Raw genomic sequence first — 19,780 nt, forward strand, 5'->3', positions numbered from 1 at the left:
GATCACGGTGCGCATAGCCGGAAATCGAAAATAAAAGGACGGGAGCCGGTAGTTATCCATCCAGAGGACGCGAAGCGCCGGAACATTGAAAACGGGAGTTTGGTTCGCCTCTTCAATCGGCGAGGCTCATGCTTGTGCTCTGCAGTTGTGAGTGATGAAGTGCGCCCTAGTGTTTTGCAGCTAAGCACCGGCGCGTGGTTTGACCCGCCTTTGGCTGCAGATTCAGGTATTTCTTGTAAACACGGCAACCCAAATGTTCTTACCCGAGATGAAGGAACATCGCGTCTTGCTCAAGGCCCGAGTGCATTGTCATGCCTTGTGGAAGTTGAGGTGTACAGAGGGGAAACCACGGCTATGCCCTTGAGTGCCTTTTCACCACCAGTAATTAACAGTGAGCGTACCTGAGAAACACAAGCTTCGAATGAGTGGGGGCCATTACAAGGATTTACTCTCATGCTAATGCGTCCTCACTGTTTAACGTTTCCCACCATGTAAACCTGTGAAAAATAGCCGCTGTAATTAAAGCTCTCTCAGGTGTAAATGGGTATTTACCTGTTTTTGTGAGTATATACCCTTGATTGAAAGGGGGTTAAGGCCTAGTATTCGCTTAGGGATGCTATCTTCCCTTCGCTTTGTTTAATTCAGTTGGATGGAGAACAAAAACAATGTCCCTAAAAAAGAGATCGACCGGCGGTGAGCAACCGTCGGCGCTAGGCGCGCTAAACCTTCGCGTGCCCTTTGTGCACTACAAAATAGAGATCCCAGATATTCTGCAGGGTGCGATTTTGTGCGTAGTGCCTCTGAGTATCACGGCACTGATGACATCCGTTCTAGGAATTCCGTTCGAGATTGCGGTTGCCTTTGTCTTGCTCAACAACATTCTATATCTGGTGCACACACATTTTGGTGATCCGACGGTTGCAGGTTGGATTACTGCGGGGATTCCCCTTTATGTGGCCTTCTTATCGAGCTACCCAGAGGGGGACGCCAGAATACTGGCGTTAATTGCTTTGCAATTAACCGTCTCGGCTATTTTTCTTGGTCTCGGGGTGTTCAAAGGGGCTGATTCGTTGGTGCGGAAAATGCCTGCGTCACTGAAATCAGGAATTCTAATTGGTGCGGGTATTTCAGCCATCATGGGTGAATTTGGCGCAGACGGCCGAGTCTGGACCATGCCGATTACCATCCTGACGGGTGCCGTGCTGGGGTTCTTCATGTTGTTCTCAGAAACCGCTGGCCCCTTGCGTGCACGCTACGGCTTTTTTCGCTTTGTGGCCCAGTACGGTATCGCCGTGCCTTTCCTGTTTGCTTATGCCTTGGGCATGATTATCGGTGAGGTTGATACGCCGGTCATTGAATGGGGTTTCACCACCATTCCCATGGGCACTATCTTGCGAGAATACAGCGTGTTCGGGCTGGGCATGCCGCCACTACAATATTTCATTGATGCCATCCCACTGGCGCTGGCTGCTTATATTATTGCCTTTGGCGACATCTTGGTTATGGACTCCCTGTTCAAGAATGCCGACGCTGTGCGTAGGGATGAAAAATTGGTATTCAGTCCGCGCCGCAACAGCATCATCGTTGGGGTTCGTAATTTAGCACACGCAATCTTCGCGCCGTTCATCAGCTTATCTGGCCCAGCCTGGACCGGTGGCCAAGCATTGGTTATCAACCGCTACATGAACAACCCGCGTTCGGTCATGGACAGTTATTGGGGCGGTGCGACCAGTCTGTACTGGGGGATGACCATCGCTGTCGTGCTGGTGCCTGTGGTGACACTGTTTAAGCCTGGCCTCAACATAGGTATGGCGCTGACGCTGTTGATTCAGGGTTATCTGTGTGGGTACCTAGCTATCGAAATGCTAGATCGCCAAACCAATCTTGAACGCGGTATAGCCATTATTGTCGGTTCGGTGCTTGCAGTACAGGGTGCTGCCTGGGGGCTGGGTGTTGGGCTTGTGCTCTGGTTCTTCCTGGAAAAAAACTGGTTTGCGAGTGCCAACGTGGCAACACACCATCATGATGATGAGCTTGCATACGATACTGAAACCGATCAGCGTTAATTGCTTCAGGGCTTATCTGAAAGAACAACAAAAGGTTTAACACAATGGAAAGTATGTTTGAGCTTAATCTTGATAAAACAGAGGCGAACTATACGCCCCTGACGCCGATCACTTTTATTCAAAGAACGGCTTTGGCGCATCCGTCACGCACTGCGGTTATTCATGGTGATATTCGTCGATCATGGGCGGAAACATACCAACGTTGCCTAAAGATGGCTTCCGCCTTGCGCAAATTGGGTGTTCGGAAGGGGGATACAGTAGCTGCACTGCTACCAAATATCCCTGAAATGCTGGAGTTGCACTTTGCGGTACCCATGATCGGTGCCGTTTTGAATGCCCAAAACACCCGGCTTGATTCAAAAACCATGACGTTCATGCTCAACCACGGTAGGGCAAAAGTGTTCTTTACCGATAAGGAATACAGCGACCGTTCCCGTGACGCCCTTGTCGGTTGTGACGCCAAGCCGATTGTTATTGATGTTGATGATCCCAATTTTGTCGGAGGCGAGTTGATCGGCAAGATGACCTATGACGATCTGCTGGCCACCGGCGATGACGACTTTGAGTGGGACATGCCTAGCGATGAGTGGCAGGCGATTGCCCTGAACTATACCTCAGGCACTACCGGTAACCCGAAAGGTGTTGTCTATCACCATAGGGGTGCGCATCTGAATGCCTTGAGTAATGTCATCGGCTTTGGGCTGCCATCGGGTGCGGTTTACCTTTGGACATTGCCGATGTTCCATTGCAACGGCTGGTGCTATCCATGGGCAGTCACGGCTGTGGCAGGCACCCATGTCTGCCTGCGAGCACCGCAACCGAAACCAATTTTTGATGCGATTGCCCAGCATGGGGTAACTCACTTCTGTGCTGCTCCGGTCGTGTTAAATATGCTAATTAATGCCCCTGAAGAGTTCAGGAAGCCGTTCAGTCAGCGAGTCACGGCGGCAACCGGTGGTGCGGCGCCCCCTGCAGCAACGATTTCAGCTATGGAAACCATGGGAATGAAAGTGGTTCATCTGTATGGATTGACCGAAACCTATGGCCCTAGCCTGATCTGTGAGTTCCAAGATGAATGGAGTTCTCTGGGTGGCAAGGATAAAGCTGCAAAGATGGCTCGACAGGGAATCTTGTCGTTGTCCATGGCAGATATAATGGTGGCAGACCCTGTGACTCTTAAGCCGGTACCTAAAAACGGCGAATCCATCGGTGAACTGCTTGTGCGGGGCAATGCAGTGATGAAGGGGTATCTAAATAACCCAGAAGAAACCTCTAAATCCTTCAGCGGGGGATGGTTCCACACAGGTGACTTGGGGGTGTGGCACACCGATGGCTATGTAGAAATAAAAGACCGCTCTAAAGACATTATTATTTCTGGCGGAGAAAATATTTCGACCCTCGAAGTTGAAAGTACACTCTACGATCATTTCGCCGTACTGGAAGCAGCCGTTGTCGCGGCTCCTGATAATCACTGGGGTGAAATACCTTGTGCGTTTATTACGCTGAAACCAGGAAATGATAATTTGACGGAAGCCGATATTACGGAACATTGCCGGGAGAACCTCGCTGGGTTCAAAGTGCCTAAAAAGATCATTTTCGTGGAAGATTTGCCGAAAACATCGACTGGAAAACTTCAAAAACATGTGCTTAGGAATCAGCTGACAGCATAGATGTGAACTGCTTTTAACTCTGTAACTATGTTTCCCCGGCAAATGCCGGGTTTTTTCGTGCGCCTTAACGATCCCGGATATTGCCATCCTCAGCCCACTCGCGGGCTTGCAACTGATCCGGCTTGGAGTGACTGGTCAGGGGGTCGAAAACGCTACTAACAAGCATAGTTCTCGTGGAGCGGTGGTGCATCCAATATGGGTACAGTTCTCCCCAAAAAGATCTTTAACTGTCCATCTCTGGTAACTCCCCCTGCTATTCGATTAGCCTGAATCTAGTTGTATAGTGTTTAGATTGAACCCTTAGAAAGGGTGACGTGTTTTGTTTTGAGATTCGGCCCCCATTTAGTGAAAAATGATCCCCGGGGTAATATCAGCAATACGATGTTGCCAGTTTGGTTTGAGCGAACCAGAATGCTTTTCTTCAATATCTTCAATTGAACACTTGATATGCCGAGCTACTGGCAGCTAGCCAAACATACAGTTGAATAAGATTTCGGTAACGGCTTTATAATAGATGAGGTGGCAAATTTGACAGTACAAGCCTTCGGGCTGGCCTTGGTGGCGAGCACTTTGCTGCTTTCCGGCTGTGATTCCGGAAACAGCGAGCAGAGCAATGAAGAATCCCTCCCGGCTGCAGGTGCGAAGAAGGAACTTGCCAGTGACATTTCTCTAGCGCTGGAGCCTGCTCAGCTGGATTGGGTTGGCCAGAAAATATTTCAGAATGAGTGTGCCGGCCAGTATCAGTGCCTCGTTCATTGGAATGAGGCAGAGGCGTTTCCCTCTCTGGGTATTGGCCATTTCATCTGGTATCCGAAAGGGGTTAATGAGCGGTTTGTGGAGAGTTTTCCTGCGCTTGTTGAGTACATGGAACAGCGCCAGCTTAGTATCCCCGAATGGTTGCGGGAGCTGGAGCCTTTTGACGCGCCGTGGCCAGATCGGGAAACCTTCCTGGCGGTTGCAGATTCGCCTGAAATGGCAGAGTTGCGGGAGTTCCTGGCGGGTACTCAGGGGATTCAGGCAGAGTTTATCTTTCGTCGCGCCAAAAGCTCTCTTGCTAAAATCATAAAGGCCGCTCCTGAAGCGCGCAGACCTGATGTGCAAAAAATATTGCAGGCGCTAAGCCAAACGCCGGGTGGTGTGTACGCGGTTATGGATTACGTGAATTTCAAGGGCGAAGGGCTTTCACCTGACGAGCGTTATAACGGCGAGGGTTGGGGGTTGCTTCAGGTTTTGTTGGCCATGCCTCCGGGCGAAGGAGCTTTGGCGCAGTTCCGGGAGGCGGCTGCAGCTGTGCTCACACGCCGCGCCCAGAATGCAGACAACCCGGTTGAACGGGAACGTTGGCTTGCAGGATGGCTCAAGCGCTTGGAAACCTACAAAGAGCCCGTAAACATGGGGTCGGTGACGGGTGTGTCGTCCTGATACAGATTTTGGGCGCCCTTAGTTGGTGCTTCGTGCCTCCGGCAGTGTGCGGACATGAATATCCCGTTGTGGGAAAGGGATTTCTATATCGGCATCGGTCAGCGCGCTGGTGATCGACGCGTGTATTTCGTGGGACAGAGGCATGATGTCCATCAAATCTTTAACATACACCCAAACCTCGAAATCGATACTGCTATCCCCGAGCCCAACACAGAACACCTCCGGTGTTGGGTCGCTCACCACGCGCTCATTTTTACGGGCAACTTGGGTGAGTATGTCCTGGACCTTGTTCACGTCAGCCCCATAGGCAACTCCTACACGAAGTGTCACGCGAGTGATCGGGTCTGAGAGTGTCCAGTTGGTCAAATCCTGGGTTACAAAGGTTCTGTTGGGAATAATCTGTTCTTTTCGATCCCAATCGACCAGCGTTGTGGCGCGAATGCGTATACGCGTAACCGTGCCGGTTACGCCACCAATGGTCACCATGTCACCCACCCGAATTGGACGTTCAAACAAGAGAATAATGCCAGAGACAAAGTTGGCGACTATCTCCTGGAGGCCAAACCCAAGGCCCACCCCGAGTGCGGCAACCAGCCACTGTAGCTTGGACCACTGAACACCAATCACCGCAAGACAGGTTACCACGCCCGCGAAAATGAGAAGATAGGTGGTGATAGTAGTAATGGCGTAGCCCGCACCGGGTTCGAGGTTCATCCGGCTCAATACCATTACTTCCAGGGTGCCGGGAAGATTTTTAGCAGCAAGCACGGTTCCGGCAGCGACCAGCAACGCGAGCAATGCATCGGCCAGTGTGATGGGAAGTGGGTCGCCTCCCTGCAAGTCTGTGGCAATGGTCCATAGAGTAATGTTGTTAAACAACTGAAGTGCCGGGATAACATCGGCCCAAAGAATAAGTAAGCCGGTTATCGCCAGGGTTGAGATCACAATGCCTAGTAGGGAGGTGCTCTGTCGGCTGATGTCTTTAAGATTCATTTCCGGCATATCCAAAGCCGGAAGAATACTCTCATCGGTGGAGTCGTCAGCCTCTCTGGTTTCAGTCACCCTGCGTTCGGCAGCTCGTTGTTCTTTGAGAACTTCAAGAGTGAGGCGGCGTTCGCGTACAGAAAGTGCTCTCAGGCCGACGTAATAAAGCAGTGAATTGAAAGCCAGCCAACATATGGAAACAAACAGGTTTCTCTCGAGCTGCAATGCGGTGTAGTGGTAGCCGAGCAGCGAGGCTGCGGCCAGTAAAAGAGGGGTTGAAACTGCTATAACATGAAGTACAAGCAAAAGATTGCTGTGGGGTTTGTAGGCCCGAACGGCCTTCATGATGTGCTGGGCGAATACCGCCAGTGCAATGGATACCAGGGTGAACAGAAGCCGGCCAAGGCTGCCATCAAATCGCGCCCCTTCCGGCGTTGAGCTTGTTGACGTGGTAATAACAGCCACAGGAATTACAAAGGCCATCAGTAGGGGCAATTCCCGGCGGATAACCCGCAAGGAATTTGCATTCCAGTGGAAGTGGCTTTCTCCCAGCCCTTGTTTGCGTGCAACATTTCGGATGAGAGCGAGCAAAAACATGATAAAGGCTGCCGCCGTAAAGCCATTCGAAAGAGCGGCATAGAAAGAATTGCCTTCCATCAGCAGTAGGGCGGCCAGAGAAAAACCAAGAACTCCTGGCAGCGCCAGTAGAGCGCTGTTGATCAGTGCCATTAGGGTAAAAGCCGTGCGGTCGTGGCCAACGTTTCCGATATGGCGATTGTTTGTCAGAAGGTGGCGTTTGATAGCTTTGCGTTTTATCAGTAGCGCTAGAAGGATGACCATCACCAGCCCTATGCGGCCTCCGCGTTCTGCAACAGAATGTTCGACTGCTTCAATCAATGCGTCAAAACGTAGTTGTGAGATAAACCACTTCGCAGATTCATAGAGTTCTCCAGCGGTTTCCGTATTAACTACGGACGCACTGGGAAGCCAAAACAGTCGTTGTTGCAGCAGTTTTTGATATTCCAGAACCTGGTCCTGAAGGCTTGTTACGGTGCTGTAGTATTCATTGAGCACGCCGATATGTTCGGTAACGGCTTTGTGAAGCCCGCGCAGCAATTGCGAAAGTTGGCCGCGGGCATTGTTGCCTGGGCCTGTGATGGCTTCAAACTCCTCCAGCCGCAACTGTTCTTCCCTTGCTTTGGATAGCTTGTCCTCAATGCCTTCAATAAGGTCGCTGGCTATACTCTGTCTTTGGAGGCGTTCGAGTCGCTGTTTTAGCAGATCTGCATAACTGGCCGTCAGGTTGAGACCGGCTTTTTCTAGCCGCAACTCAAAACTTTCGTACTCATCTTGAAGGCGGGTAAGAATGGATTCGGCGTAGGTTAATCGTTCCCGGCTCTCCCTTACCGCAGCCAGGCGCTGGTCAAGGGATGTTTCCAATGTTTGAAGTTGTTCCTTGATATCGGCATTGATCGCAACTGGCAGTTTCGTATCTGGAGGCGCATCCGTGCCTGCTTCCAGCTCTGGTTGTACCGCCGGGCGTGCGTCTTCTGAATTCTCAGGACCTTCTGCGTTGGTTTCGGCCAAAGCAGGGCCGGTGAACACACAAAATAAAAGGGCCCAAGCCATCCATGTTGTTATAAAAGCATAACGGATAGAGCATTTCGTCATGTAGGTGCGTTCCTTGCTGGGGCTTTTGCGGCTGAGCGTAGATTCAGGGTTAGATTAACCTATCTGGTATTAGCGCAGCCAGTTGTGAAGTTTAGTGGCTAATAATTCGGTATTGGACAGAGCTTCCCGTTTCTGAAGAATGTCTGCCAGCACTTCGGGGCGGTCGGTAATAATGTTATCCACCCCCATGTCGATGAAACGCGACATTGCGGCTGGTTGATTAACCGTCCATACATGAAGCTCGTTTTCTGCGCGGTGCGCTCGTGCAATGGCTGCCGGAGATACTCGATTGGAGCGCAGAGCCAGTATGTCGTAGTTGTCTTCCCATTGCGGCCCAATAACAAATTGCGCGATCAAGGCGGTTTTTAGGCCGGGCTCAATTCGTTTTACCTCCTGAAGGGGTATCCAGTCTGCGGCCGCGACAATTGTTCCATCGACGGCACCCATACGCTGAAGCAGCTCCACTACAGTTCGTGTGAGATGTGGTGTGTTGCGGTCGGGCTTCAGCTCAATAAAGAGTTTCGCGCGGCCGTCTACAACTTCCAGAGCTTGGGCCAAGGTGGCAATCCGCTCTTCTGAAAAGTTGTTGTCGAACCAGCTTCCGGCATCAAGATTCCGGATACTCTGGAAGCTCACCTCGCTGACTCGTTCTTTTAAGCCGAAAATTCGGTTCATATCGGCATCGTGCCAGAGCACGGGAATGTCATCTTTGGTTAGTTGCACGTCGATCTCGATGTAGTCGGCCCCATCCTTTATTGCTTGGTCGATCGCTTCAACTGTGTTTTCTGGGGCCTTAAACGCGCTGCCTCTGTGTGCTGTGATTGCGACGTCTTCATGTTGTTCCAGCCCGTTAATGACAAGCCAAGCTTGGCCCAAAGCCAGCATTACAACGAGGAATTCGGCAACCCAGGCTTTTAGTCCAGCATTATTGGGCAGGGTTTGCAGTGCAATCTCAGGTGCTGTTTGGCGTGCCGTCAGATGCTTGCTAGAGCCGACACTGCTGGCTCGGTGGTGAAGGCAAACAATGAACGTGCCATAAACAGATGAGCCCAGAAACGTAACCGCAATACCAATCAGGATATAGGCCGCGATAAAAAATAGTAGCACGGTAACCAGTATGTCTTTGTGGGCAGGTAGAACAGCGAAAATGCCTGTGGCAATTTGGTTGAACGCAAATGTTACTAAAATAGGGAGCAATAGCAGGATAGCCAGCCCGCAGAGAAGCAAACTGCTGGCATGCCCTTTGTGGCCCCGGGTGAGCCGGGCGCTTTCTTGGAGTGCCATAGTGGGTGATAGGTTATGAAGCATCAGGCACGGCACGGCCAGTATCCAGCGAAGATAAAGCAAGCCGTTACACAGAAAGATTCCCAGCGATGAAAAGACCGTGCAGGCGAGAAACAACCAGAGTTCGGGGGGCTTTTCAAGGCGTAGCAGATAAGGGTCGTAAAGGTTGATAAGCCATGTCCATGCGAACCCGGTTAAGGCGATAAACGGCAAGGCTATCAATAGATGGGTGAATACCTGAAACAGTGAGATTTTTAACAGTGACAGGAATTTGCGAGTGACGCCCCAAAGCGCGTTAAGGGCAGTAAGGTACTGGTGGTGGTCAGATGCTGCTGCGATTAGGGTAATGCCAGCCTGTTGCAGCAGGAAAATCAAGGCGGACAGGTTGAGGGTGACAACAACCCAAAGAATGCCCCCCGGGGAAACCAGAAATTCGACAATCCCCCCGGTACTGACGGCTCCCTCTCCCGTTACCGGGCGCAAAGAGGCCAGTGCCCATGTGAGCGTTGGAGTAAATACAGCCAGTGCGAGGCCAGAAAAAAACAGATAGAACGTCAGGAGCGCCCGGCGATGGGAGCGGAGAACGTTCAGGGTGTTGGCTATCAAGGTTCTCATAGATAAACGATTTCAGAGTTTACAATGCCAATTGGCTTGCATGGACTGTTAATCCGACGGTGTCAGGGTGGTTGCGTTTTTGAACAGCGTTAGTCTCTCGTCCAGCGTCAGAAAAGGCGGCGTGTCTGCTTCCTGGAAAGATCCGAACACTCTGTTTGGGTCAAATGTCCAGGACGTGCAGCGGGCCAGCAATTCCGTGCACGCCATCAGTTCTCCTTTTTCCCTTAGAAAGTATTTGAGCCCGGTATAGGTGTCCGCCAGGAGAATGTCTCTGTTCTTTTTATCGTTCAGGGCCAGCAGGCTGCGGCCAATCATATTGCCTGCGTACTTGCCGCGACCAGTAACATCCAAAATGGTCATTGGAATATCCAGTTGTGCAGTGATGGTGTTCTCGCTTGCATACTCGGTTAGGTCGCTTGGGCCTGGTGGGCGAATGGCGAGCATGCCGAGATTGCTGTTCAGGGGCAGAGTTTCATGATCCGCTCGTACAAAACCCCCTGATTCGTCGGAGGTAAGTATGACTAAGGTGTTGTCCAGTGTTCCATTGGCACCCAGTTCTTCCAGGAAATGCCCGAGAGAAGTTTCCATGACTTTCATGGCATCTTGTCGGGCTTGTTGGGGTTGCAGCAAAGGGGGATCGTCAGAATCTTTTGTGTTGCCCTCAAGGGCTGCACGGGCTTTGGCGAGATTCTCTTCGGCTTCTTCGCCTATATCAAAGGGGTGGTGGGTGCCTATGTTTAGGAGCGTAACAAACCAGGGGGTGTCGTTTTGATCCAGTTGTTTCAGGCGCTTGGCAATGTTGGGAAAGTACACAGGATCAGCCGGGCCCCAGCCTTTTATGTCTTCTGCGCTATCAAACGCCTCGGCTCCGGTGACATCAAGAAAGCCTGCCTTTGGCATGAATGCATCTTTTTGCATGTAATTGGTTGGTGCGGCTTGCCAGTAGGCGGTGTGGTATCCTGTGTCGCGAAGCTTTGCTGGCAGGCAGTCCGGGGTAGCACGCTCTTCAGTGACGTCCAGTAGTTTTGTTGAAGGTCTCCGGAAATCCGGGTAGCGCCCACACACAATTGAAAATGTGCCACGATCTGTCTGACGCTCCAGGCTCAAGTGATTGCGATACACCCGAAAGCCCTGGGATTTTAGAGTGCCCTCAAGGTCTTTGAGGGTCACTAGAGGCTGGAGGTCGTGATACTGGCTAATTTCGGGCAAGTAGCCGGCCGACAAGCCTTCAATCATGATTAGTAGCACGTTGGGCGGGCTGTCCACAGAGTCGCCCCTTACCCGCTGGTAGAAGAAGTTGAGCTGTGTGTCCGGATCATCCATAGGCGTTCCGACAATCTCCACAGCTTCATCGCTGATAGCTGTGCCCATCGGGTTGAGAGCGGTGCCGGGAATTTGAGCCAGTACGCTGGCCACCACGTTGTTTGCTGGTGTGGTTAGGCTAGGGAAGGCCATGGCGTATGACAGAAATACGGCGGCGCTGCATGCCATCAGACCGGTTTGTTGGCGGGGCGGTTTTGGAACCATCGCCCGGTGCAGTCGGTGCAGCGCCCATGCCAGAAAGAGATAAAGCGGCAATAAGGCCAGATAGCCGTTAATCAGGCTGCCACTTATAAAAGTTGGGTCTATGCTTTTGCTTGCGAAAGCCAGTTGAAACAATGTGCCGTGGGCTGTGAGGTGCATTCCGGCGGCGTAGACAGCAAGCCCCAGTGCAGCGACCATAATCGCTCGGGCAAAGCCGTGGGCCAGTGTTAGCAGTACGGCAAGTATGAATGCACCGGCCAAGTCACTCCCGATCATCCCAGTAAGGCTTGGCCACACACCGCTTTGTAAGATCAGAGCGGCGCGGATTAGCAAAAGCCAGCACCAGGCAAGCAGTAACGCGACTAAAAAACGGCGATCGCTGAGGATCGCGAGGAGTTTCATGGCAGTGGGGATCCTGTATACAGTATCCCCATACATTACGCTTCGGACGTTAAAGCGTTCAACCTTAAAGCCCGGTACAGGCGGCTCTGTGTCGCAGGTTTAATTACCAAGAAAGGTTGTGCGGGGCCTTCTCAGAGCGGCGCCTTGTTTAGCTTTGGTGCTTGCCCTGGCTTTGCAATCAACCACCACAAATGTTTGTCCCAGTCTCCCAAAACAATCCGCTTTGCGGCTTTGCCATCCACTTCCAGGCTATGCTCAGCAGGTCTGTGGGTATGACCGTGAATCAGTTGCTGTACATTATGGGTCGCCATAGCCCGCACCACTTCCTCAAGCGTAACATCCATGATGTTTTCTGCCTTGCCCTGGTTGGTGGCCATGCTCATTTCCCGAAGTTGTCGGGCCATTTGCTGACGATCTTTGAGTGGGCGAGCCAAAATGAGCTTTTGGGTTTGCGGGTTGCGCATGTTGGCGCGAAACTTCTGGTATTCCACATCGGCCGTGCAAAGGCTATCGCCGTGCATTAGCAGGGTAGGGGTGCCGTACAGATCGATGAGGGTGGGATCATCCAGTAAGGTAGCACCGGCGCGGGTGCAGAAATCTTCGCCTAGCAAGAAATCCCGATTGCCATGCATCAAAAAGATGCGAGTGCCGCTCTCGCTGAGCTCCCGCAAGGCAGTCGCAACCTGCTCCTGTAGAGGCGTGCGTTCGTCGTCGCCAATCCAGGCCTCAAAAAAGTCACCCAGGATGTATAGCTGCTCTGCACCGGGGGCTTCCTTCTTCAGAAAGCCAAGAAACGCCCCAGTAATGTCGGGGCGTGACTCTTCCAAGTGTAGATCGGAAATAAACAGCGTAGTCACGCTGCGCCTCCGTCCTCTGCATTCTCTTCACCACCTTCTACTACAGTGGCTTTTACAAGCACTACGTCTTCATAAGGCACATCCTGGTGGCCTGCATCCATGGTGGTGCGTACCGCACGGATGGCATTAACGGTTTCCATGCCTTCCACAACCTTGCCAAACACGCAGTAACCCCAGTCTTCGGCATTTTTTGCTGTGTGATCCAGAAAACCGTTGTTTTCAACGTTGATGAAAAACTGAGCGGAGGCGGAATGCGGGTCCATGGTGCGGGCCATGGCAACGGTACCTTGCATGTTGCTCAAGCCATTGTCGGCTTCGTTCTTGATGGGCTCGCGGGTTTTGCGCGCGACCATGCCTGGCTCAAAGCCACCGCCTTGAACCATGAAGTTGCTTATTACCCGGTGAAAAATCAGGCCGTCGTAGAAGCCGTCACGAACATATTGCTCAAAGTTCTTGGCCGTTTCAGGGGCTTTTTCGTAATCGAGTTCGAGCTTGATATCGCCGTGATTGGTGGTCAGCAGAATCATCAGGGTTTCCTGTTCATTGGGTTTAAATCGGTTAAAACCGGTATTGTACTCAAGAGTTTCCAGCGATGCATGAGTCCGGCCCTCATTTATGAGTATAATAGCGGGTTTATGGTCCACTTCTTTTAAGAGATTGTATGAGCGCCGAGCCGAAGAAAGCCCACAACTTTATTCAGAACCTGATCGAAGACGCCGTCGCTAAAGGCGAGCATGCCGGCCAGGTAGTAACCCGTTTCCCACCCGAACCCAATGGTTACCTGCACGTCGGTCACGCCAAATCTATCTGTCTTAATTTTGGTATTGCTGAGACATTTTCTGGCGCGTGCAATCTGCGGTTTGACGACACCAACCCTGAGAAAGAAAGCCAAGAGTACATTGACGCCATCAAGCGGGATGTGGAATGGCTAGGTTACACCTGGGCTGGAGAAGTGCGTTATGCGTCTGACTACTTCGATTCCTTGTATTACTTTGCCGAAGAATTAATTGAGAAGGGCAAAGCCTACGTGTGTGCGCTGTCAGCCGACGAAATGGCAGAGTACCGTGGCAGCCTGAAAGAACCCGGTAAGAACAGCCCCTATCGCGAGCGACCTGTCGAAGAGAGTTTGAAGCTGTTTCGCGATATGCGCGATGGCCAATATAGTAACGGCGAAATGGTGCTACGGGCTAAGATTGATATGGCCTCGCCCAATATCAACATGCGTGATCCGATCCTCTATCGCATTCGTTACGCAGATCATCACCAAACAGGTGATAAATGGTGCATCTACCCGATGTACGATTTTACCCACCCTATCTCAGACGCTATGGAAGGGGTTACTCATTCCTTGTGCACCCTGGAGTTTGAGGACCACCGCCCGCTATACGACTGGGTGCTGGCTAACATCACCGCGCCCTGCCAGCCGCGACAGATTGAGTTCTCTCGGCTGAACCTGAACTACACCATCACCAGTAAGCGCAAGCTCAAGCGGCTGGTAGACGAGAGTTTTGTAGACAGTTGGGACGACCCGCGCATGCCGACCATTTCTGGCATGCGTCGTCGGGGCTATACCCCTGAATCTCTTCGTACTTTCTGCGACATGATTGGCGTGAACAAGGCTGGCGGCACCGTGGATATGGGAATGCTGGAGTTCGCTATCCGCGAAGACTTGAACACGCGCGCACCTCGTGCCATGTGTGTGATGCGCCCTTTAAAAGTAACACTCACCAACTATTCAGCCGACAAAACCGAAACCCTGGTGTTGCCGGTGCATCCGCAGAATCCGGACATGGGGCAGCGTGAAGTCACTTGGAGTCAGACCCTGTATATCGATCGGGAAGACTTTGTTGAAGAGGCGCCACGAAAATGGAAACGCCTAGCGCCTGACAAGGCAGTTCGCCTGCGCGGTGGCTATGTGATGACCTGCAAAGAAGTGGTGCGGGATGCCAGCGGCGAGATTGTAGAGTTACGTTGCGAGTACGATCCGGCCACTTTGGGCGTTAACCCCGAAGGCTATAAGCCTAACGGTGTGGTCCACTGGGTTTCCGAGAGTGACAGCGTAGAGTGTGATATCAATTTGTATGATCGGCTGTTCAATCACGAGTCTCCAGATAGCGATAAAGACGGCGACCTGACTGACCACGTTAATCCCGAATCGCTTGTGGTGCTTAAAGGCGCTCGCGCCGAGAAGAATCTAGCCACACCTCGTACAGACCTGCCTTATCAGTTTGAGCGGGAGGGTTACTTCTTTTGCGACCAGGAACTGACCGCCAAAGCCGGCAAACCGGTATTTAATCGCACCGTTACCTTGCGGGATTCCTGGGGTAAGTAAAGAGCACATAAAGGGTAAGCATACGGGAGACCAGCAGTGATCAGAATTTACAACACGCTCACCCAGCAAAAAGAAACCTTCACGCCCATCGAGCCGGGCAAGGTTCGCATGTACGTGTGCGGCATGACGGTGTATGACTTCTGCCACTTGGGTCATGCCCGGGTGTTGGTGGCTTTTGATGTGGTAACCCGTTACCTGCGTAACCGTGGGTACGATGTAACCTACGTGCGCAACATAACGGACATCGACGACAAAATTCTTCGTCGTGCGGAGGAGAATGGCGAGCCATTCACCGAGCTTACTGATCGCATGATTGCGGCGATGCACGAAGATGAAGCTCGCTTGGGTGTGCTAACGCCCAGTGCGGAACCCCGTGCGACCGATTATATCGATGACATCATCGCTATGATCAACACGCTAATTGAATCCGACCACGCCTATGCGGCAGGTAACGGCGATGTTTATTTTGCTGTTGAATCTTTTGAGGGCTACGGAAAGCTCAGCAAGAAGAAGCTTGAAGACTTGCTGGCTGGCGCCCGCGTTGATGTACAGGAAGCCAAGCGCAGCCCAGCAGACTTTGCTTTGTGGAAGGCAGCCGGTGAGGGCGAGGTTAGTTGGCCGTCTCCTTGGAGCAATGGCCGTCCAGGGTGGCACATTGAGTGCTCTGCCATGTCTACCCGGTGCCTGGGTGATACGTTTGATATTCACGGCGGCGGACCGGATTTGTTGTTTCCCCATCATGAAAACGAAATTGCCCAGTCGGAGTGCGCGACAGGCCACACCTTTGTAAACACCTGGATGCATGCGGGAGCAATCCGCGTGGATAAGGAAAAAATGTCCAAGTCTTTGGGCAACTTTTTCACAATACGGGAAATTCTGGAAACTTATCCGTCCGAAGTAGTGCGCTTCTTCTTGGTGTCTAGTCATTACCGCAGTCAGGTTGATTATTCCGAAGATAACCTAGCTGAAGCCGGGCGTTCACTGGCGCGGCTGTATCATGCATTGCGTGGAGTTGCGCCTGCCAGTTCTGAAGATGTGCCTGAGACAGACCACGACCGACGCTTTGTTGAGCTGATGGATGATGACTTCAACTGTGCCGGTGCGATTTCAGTTCTGCATGCCCTCGCCAATGATATTAACCAGCACCGTCGTGATGGCAGGGAGATAGAAGCACAGAGTGCGGCCGCTGTTATGATTCGTCTTGGCGCTGCGTTGGGCCTGATGCAGCAGAATCCAGATGTTTTCTTCCAGGCCGATACAGGCGGCGAGCTGAGCGCAGAAGATATTGAAGCGAAAATTCAGGCCCGAACGGATGCACGCAAAGCCAAAGACTTTGCCGGCGCTGACCGCATTCGGGATGAGCTGGCAGAGCAGGGCGTTATTCTGGACGATTCCCGCGAAGGAACAAGCTGGCGACGCAGTTGATTGATGTAGCTAAAGTCGTGTTGTGTTCCGGGCGGTGACCTTGTAGGGAATATCCCGTATAATGCCGCCTTCCATTTTTTCCAGCCCGATTGCTGCGGTGGTCGGGGCAGGCTAACTCACTGAGGCTAAAAGCGATGACAGAACGTGTGCAACTTGGCGGCATTCAGGTCGCAAAGAATTTGTATGACTTCGTAACCAACGAAGCAATTCCGGGTACCGGATTGGATGCAGATAAATTCTGGGCGGAATTCGACAAGATCGTTAACGATCTGGCACCGCGTAACCGTGAACTGCTGGCCAAGCGTGGCGCCATCCAGGAAAAGATGAATAGCTGGAATAGCGACCATAAAGGTCAGAAGCTGGATATGGCCGTCTATAAATCCTTCTTGAAGGAAATTGGCTACCTGGTAGACGAGCCGGAAGATTTCCGCATTTCTACCGCCAATGTTGACCCGGAAGTGGCAACCATGGCTGGCCCTCAGCTGGTGGTGCCAATCATGAACGCTCGCTTTGCGCTGAATGCAGCCAATTCTCGTTGGGGTAGCCTGTACGACGCGCTTTACGGTACTGACGCTATCTCTGAAGAAGAGGGTGCTGAAAAAGGCCGTGGCTATAACCCGGTGCGTGGCGCCAAGGTTATTGAGTTTGCACGCAACCTTCTGGACAGCTCTGCGCCTTTGGTTTCTGGTAGCCATAAAGATGCGGCTCTGTATCAGATTGATGGCGGCAAGCTGGCGGTTAAGCTGCAAAACGGAGACGTTACTGGCCTGAAAGATGAAGCCGGTTTTGTCGGCTACACAGGTGCGGCGGATGCACCTACAGGTATTTTGCTGGTTAAAAACGGCATGCACTTCGAAATCCAAGTTGATGCCAGCCACCCCATTGGCAAAGACGATGGCGCACACGTAAAAGACGTACTGATGGAATCTGCGCTGACCACCATCATGGATTGTGAAGACTCGGTTGCCGCGGTAGACGCTGATGATAAAACTCTGGCCTACAGCAACTGGCTCGGTTTGATGAAAGGCGATCTGGAAGAAACCTTCGAGAAGGGCGGCAAGAGCCAGACCCGTAAGATGAACGCCGATCGTGCGTACACCGCAGCCGATGGCAGCGAGCTGAAGCTAAAAGGCCGTAGCTTGATGTTCGTTCGCAATGTGGGTCACTTGATGACGAACCCGGCGATTCTGCTGAAGGATGGCAGTGAAGTGCCTGAGGGTCTGATGGACGGGATCCTGACTTCGCTGATCGCCATTCACGATTTGAAGGGTGACGGCCAGTTCCAGAACAGCGCAACCGGTTCTGTGTACATTGTTAAGCCAAAAATGCACGGCCCTGAAGAAGTGGCGTTTACCAACGAGTTCTTCGGTCGCGTTGAGGATGCTCTGGGTCTACCGAGCTTCACTTTGAAAATCGGCATTATGGATGAAGAACGTCGCACCACGGTTAACCTCAAAGCCTGCATTCACGCGGCCAAAGATCGTGCCGTGTTCATCAACACCGGCTTCCTGGATCGCACCGGTGACGAAATGCACACCTCTATGGAGCTTGGGCCGTTCATCCGCAAGGGTGAAATGAAGCAAGCTGCATGGATTGGGGCCTACGAGCAGTGGAACGTTGATATTGGCCTGGAAACCGGTTTTCGTGGCGTTGCCCAGATTGGTAAGGGCATGTGGGCCATGCCTGACCTGATGGCTGCGATGCTGGAACAAAAGATTGGGCACCCGAAAGCGGGCGCTAATACCGCATGGGTACCTTCACCGACTGCCGCCACGTTGCACGCGACTCACTATCACCAGGTATCGGTTGCAGAGGTTCAGAAAGAACTGGAAAGCCGCGCTCGCGCCAGCTTGGACGATATCCTTACCGTGCCGGTGATGGAAGATCCATCCAAGCTGACTGAATCGGATGTTCAGCAGGAGCTGGACAACAACGCCCAGGGTATCCTCGGTTATGTTGTTCGTTGGATTGACAGTGGTGTGGGTTGCTCCAAGGTTCCTGATATCAATGATATCGGCCTGATGGAAGATCGCGCCACCTTGCGTATTTCGTCGCAGCATCTCGCTAACTGGCTGTATCACGGCATCTGCACAGAGGCGCAGGTTGAAGAAACCATGAAGCGTATGGCGCAGATTGTTGACAAGCAGAACGCTAATGACCCGACCTATCGGGCTATGGCGCCGAACTTTGCTGACAATGTTGCGTTCCAGGCGGCTATGGATCTGGTTCTCAAGGGTCGCGAGCAGCCAAGTGGTTACACTGAGCCATTGCTACACGCTTATCGCCTGAAGGCGAAAGAGAAGTTCGGCCAGTAGTATCGACCGTAAACAAAAAAACCCGCTTCGGCGGGTTTTTTTGTGGCTGCTTAATTACTTTTGCTGTCGTGCGATCATTCTTTGTGCAGTTCGTTCGCCGCGTACAGGGTGTTTTCTAGTAGCGTGGCAATGGTCATTGGGCCAACACCGCCAGGAACCGGCGTGATATAGGCTGCGCGGGCAGAAGCCGCTTCAAAATCCACATCGCCTTGAAGCTTGCCGTTTTCCATGCGGTTGATGCCTACGTCAATCACTGTGGCGCCAGGTTTTACCCATTCACCTTTGATTAGCCCTGGCTTGCCTACGGCTGCAATCAGAATGTCGGCTTCGCGAACAAACTTTTCCAGGTCGGGCGTGAAGCGGTGACACACAGTGGTGGTTGCGCCCTTAAGCAGCAATTCCATAGTCATTGGGCGACCTACAATGTTAGATGCGCCCACAATCACCGCGTGCTGGCCTTTATAAGGGGTGTCAACGCTGTCCAGTAGCGTGATGACCCCGGCAGGCGTGCAGGGCCTAAGGGCGGGTTTGCGCTGTACTAAGCGGCCTATATTATATGGGTGAAAGCCATCTACATCTTTATCGGGACGAATTTTCAGCAGAATAGGGTCGGCGTCCAGGTGGTCGGGCAGGGGAAGTTGTACGAGTATCCCGTCGACTACCGGGTTTTCATTCAGCTCATCAATTAGAGCCTCTAGAGCTTGCTGAGAGGTATCTGCAGGCAGGTCGTAGGACAGTGAAAGAATGCCTGCTGCGTTGCAGGCCTTGCGCTTGTTGCCTACATATATTTCAGAAGCTGCGTCGTTTCCCACTAACACCACTGCTAAACCAGGCGCGCGTAGCCCCTTGCTTGTGCGGGCTTCTACACCGGCAGCGACCTGTTGTCTGACTCCGGCAGCAATTTCTTTTCCATTGATCAGTTTGGCGCTCATGTTTCGTCTTGTCGGTTGGCATTGGTAAATAAAAGAGGCAGCATTGTCTCACGCTTGCCTCTTAACTCCAATTGAGGACGCGCCCTTATATGGCCGCTATTTTCGGTTGAGATTAAGGGGGCGGGGACTGATCCATGTAAGAATTTGATTTTCCTTGTTGACGGAACCGATTTGCGACGGTAATATGCGCGCCAACTTAGCTGATGCAACATGTTGTTCAGTTCAGACGGGGTATAGCGCAGTCTGGTAGCGCGCCTGCTTTGGGAGCAGGATGTCGGGAG

13 protein-coding genes are annotated in these 19,780 nt (G+C 52.2%); 7 read left to right on the plus strand and 6 right to left on the minus strand.

Translation table 11 applies throughout. The features are described 5' to 3' along the window. The 4 genes from ACTH3S_RS13410 to ACTH3S_RS13425 all read left to right on the plus strand — a co-directional run. On the plus strand, positions 1-405 hold a 405-nt coding region (locus ACTH3S_RS13410), incomplete at its 5' end, for a molybdopterin dinucleotide binding domain-containing protein (protein ID WP_441809512.1). 260 nt (positions 406-665) lie between these two features. Next, positions 666-2,066, plus strand: coding sequence for a hypothetical protein (locus ACTH3S_RS13415; protein WP_441809513.1), 1,401 nt, complete (start codon positions 666-668; stop codon positions 2,064-2,066). 44 nt (positions 2,067-2,110) lie between these two features. Next, positions 2,111-3,736 (plus strand): AMP-binding protein, encoded by a 1,626-nt coding sequence (locus tag ACTH3S_RS13420; RefSeq protein WP_441809514.1) that lies wholly within the window; start codon positions 2,111-2,113, stop codon positions 3,734-3,736. Positions 3,737-4,264: 528 nt separating this feature from the next. Further along, positions 4,265-5,158 carry a hypothetical protein gene (locus ACTH3S_RS13425; RefSeq protein WP_441809515.1) on the plus strand — a complete coding sequence of 298 codons (894 nt, stop codon included), beginning with the start codon at positions 4,265-4,267 and terminating at the stop codon, positions 5,156-5,158. An 18-nt stretch (positions 5,159-5,176) separates the two neighbouring features. Here the strand turns inward: ACTH3S_RS13425 and ACTH3S_RS13430 are convergent, their stop codons facing one another. From ACTH3S_RS13430 to ACTH3S_RS13450, 5 genes are all read right to left on the minus strand, one after another. Continuing rightward, a complete protein-coding gene (locus tag ACTH3S_RS13430) occupies positions 5,177-7,813 on the minus strand; it encodes a mechanosensitive ion channel domain-containing protein (RefSeq protein WP_441809516.1) in 2,637 nt (878 codons plus the stop codon). A 69-nt stretch (positions 7,814-7,882) separates the two neighbouring features. Beyond that, positions 7,883-9,712, minus strand: coding sequence for a glycerophosphodiester phosphodiesterase family protein (locus tag ACTH3S_RS13435; RefSeq protein WP_441809517.1), 1,830 nt, complete (start codon positions 9,710-9,712; stop codon positions 7,883-7,885). A gap of 48 nt (positions 9,713-9,760) precedes the next feature. Continuing rightward, positions 9,761-11,638, minus strand: coding sequence for an LTA synthase family protein (locus ACTH3S_RS13440; RefSeq protein ID WP_441809518.1), 1,878 nt, complete (start codon positions 11,636-11,638; stop codon positions 9,761-9,763). A 131-nt stretch (positions 11,639-11,769) separates the two neighbouring features. Beyond that, positions 11,770-12,495 (minus strand): UDP-2,3-diacylglucosamine diphosphatase, encoded by a 726-nt coding sequence (gene lpxH, locus ACTH3S_RS13445; protein ID WP_441809519.1) that lies wholly within the window; start codon positions 12,493-12,495, stop codon positions 11,770-11,772. Then, the gene (locus tag ACTH3S_RS13450; protein WP_441809520.1) at positions 12,492-13,022 is read right to left on the minus strand and encodes a peptidylprolyl isomerase; all 531 of its coding nucleotides are present in this window, start codon (positions 13,020-13,022) and stop codon (positions 12,492-12,494) included. The genes lpxH and ACTH3S_RS13450 overlap by 4 nt, the downstream gene beginning before the upstream one ends. Positions 13,023-13,156: 134 nt before the next feature. Between ACTH3S_RS13450 and ACTH3S_RS13455 the strand changes: the two genes are divergently transcribed. The 3 genes from ACTH3S_RS13455 (at position 13,157) to ACTH3S_RS13465 (ending at position 18,567) form a co-directional block, all read left to right on the plus strand. Further along, positions 13,157-14,827: a glutamine--tRNA ligase/YqeY domain fusion protein gene (locus ACTH3S_RS13455; protein WP_441809521.1), complete on the plus strand. Its 1,671-nt coding sequence runs from the start codon at positions 13,157-13,159 to the stop codon at positions 14,825-14,827. Between the two features lie 36 nt (positions 14,828-14,863). Next, on the plus strand, positions 14,864-16,252 hold the full coding sequence (gene cysS, locus ACTH3S_RS13460) for a cysteine--tRNA ligase (protein WP_441809522.1): 1,389 nt from the start codon (positions 14,864-14,866) through the stop codon (positions 16,250-16,252). Positions 16,253-16,386: 134 nt separating this feature from the next. After that, positions 16,387-18,567, plus strand: coding sequence for a malate synthase G (locus tag ACTH3S_RS13465; protein ID WP_441809523.1), 2,181 nt, complete (start codon positions 16,387-16,389; stop codon positions 18,565-18,567). A gap of 74 nt (positions 18,568-18,641) precedes the next feature. On the opposite strand, the gene folD is transcribed toward ACTH3S_RS13465, so the two are convergent. After that, a complete protein-coding gene (gene folD / locus ACTH3S_RS13470; protein ID WP_441809524.1) occupies positions 18,642-19,499 on the minus strand; it encodes a bifunctional methylenetetrahydrofolate dehydrogenase/methenyltetrahydrofolate cyclohydrolase FolD in 858 nt (285 codons plus the stop codon). Positions 19,500-19,780 lie beyond the last annotated feature (281 nt).

This window comes from Marinobacter sp. (assembly GCF_052094685.1).
In the GTDB taxonomy this organism is placed as follows: Bacteria; Pseudomonadota; Gammaproteobacteria; order Pseudomonadales; family Oleiphilaceae; genus Marinobacter.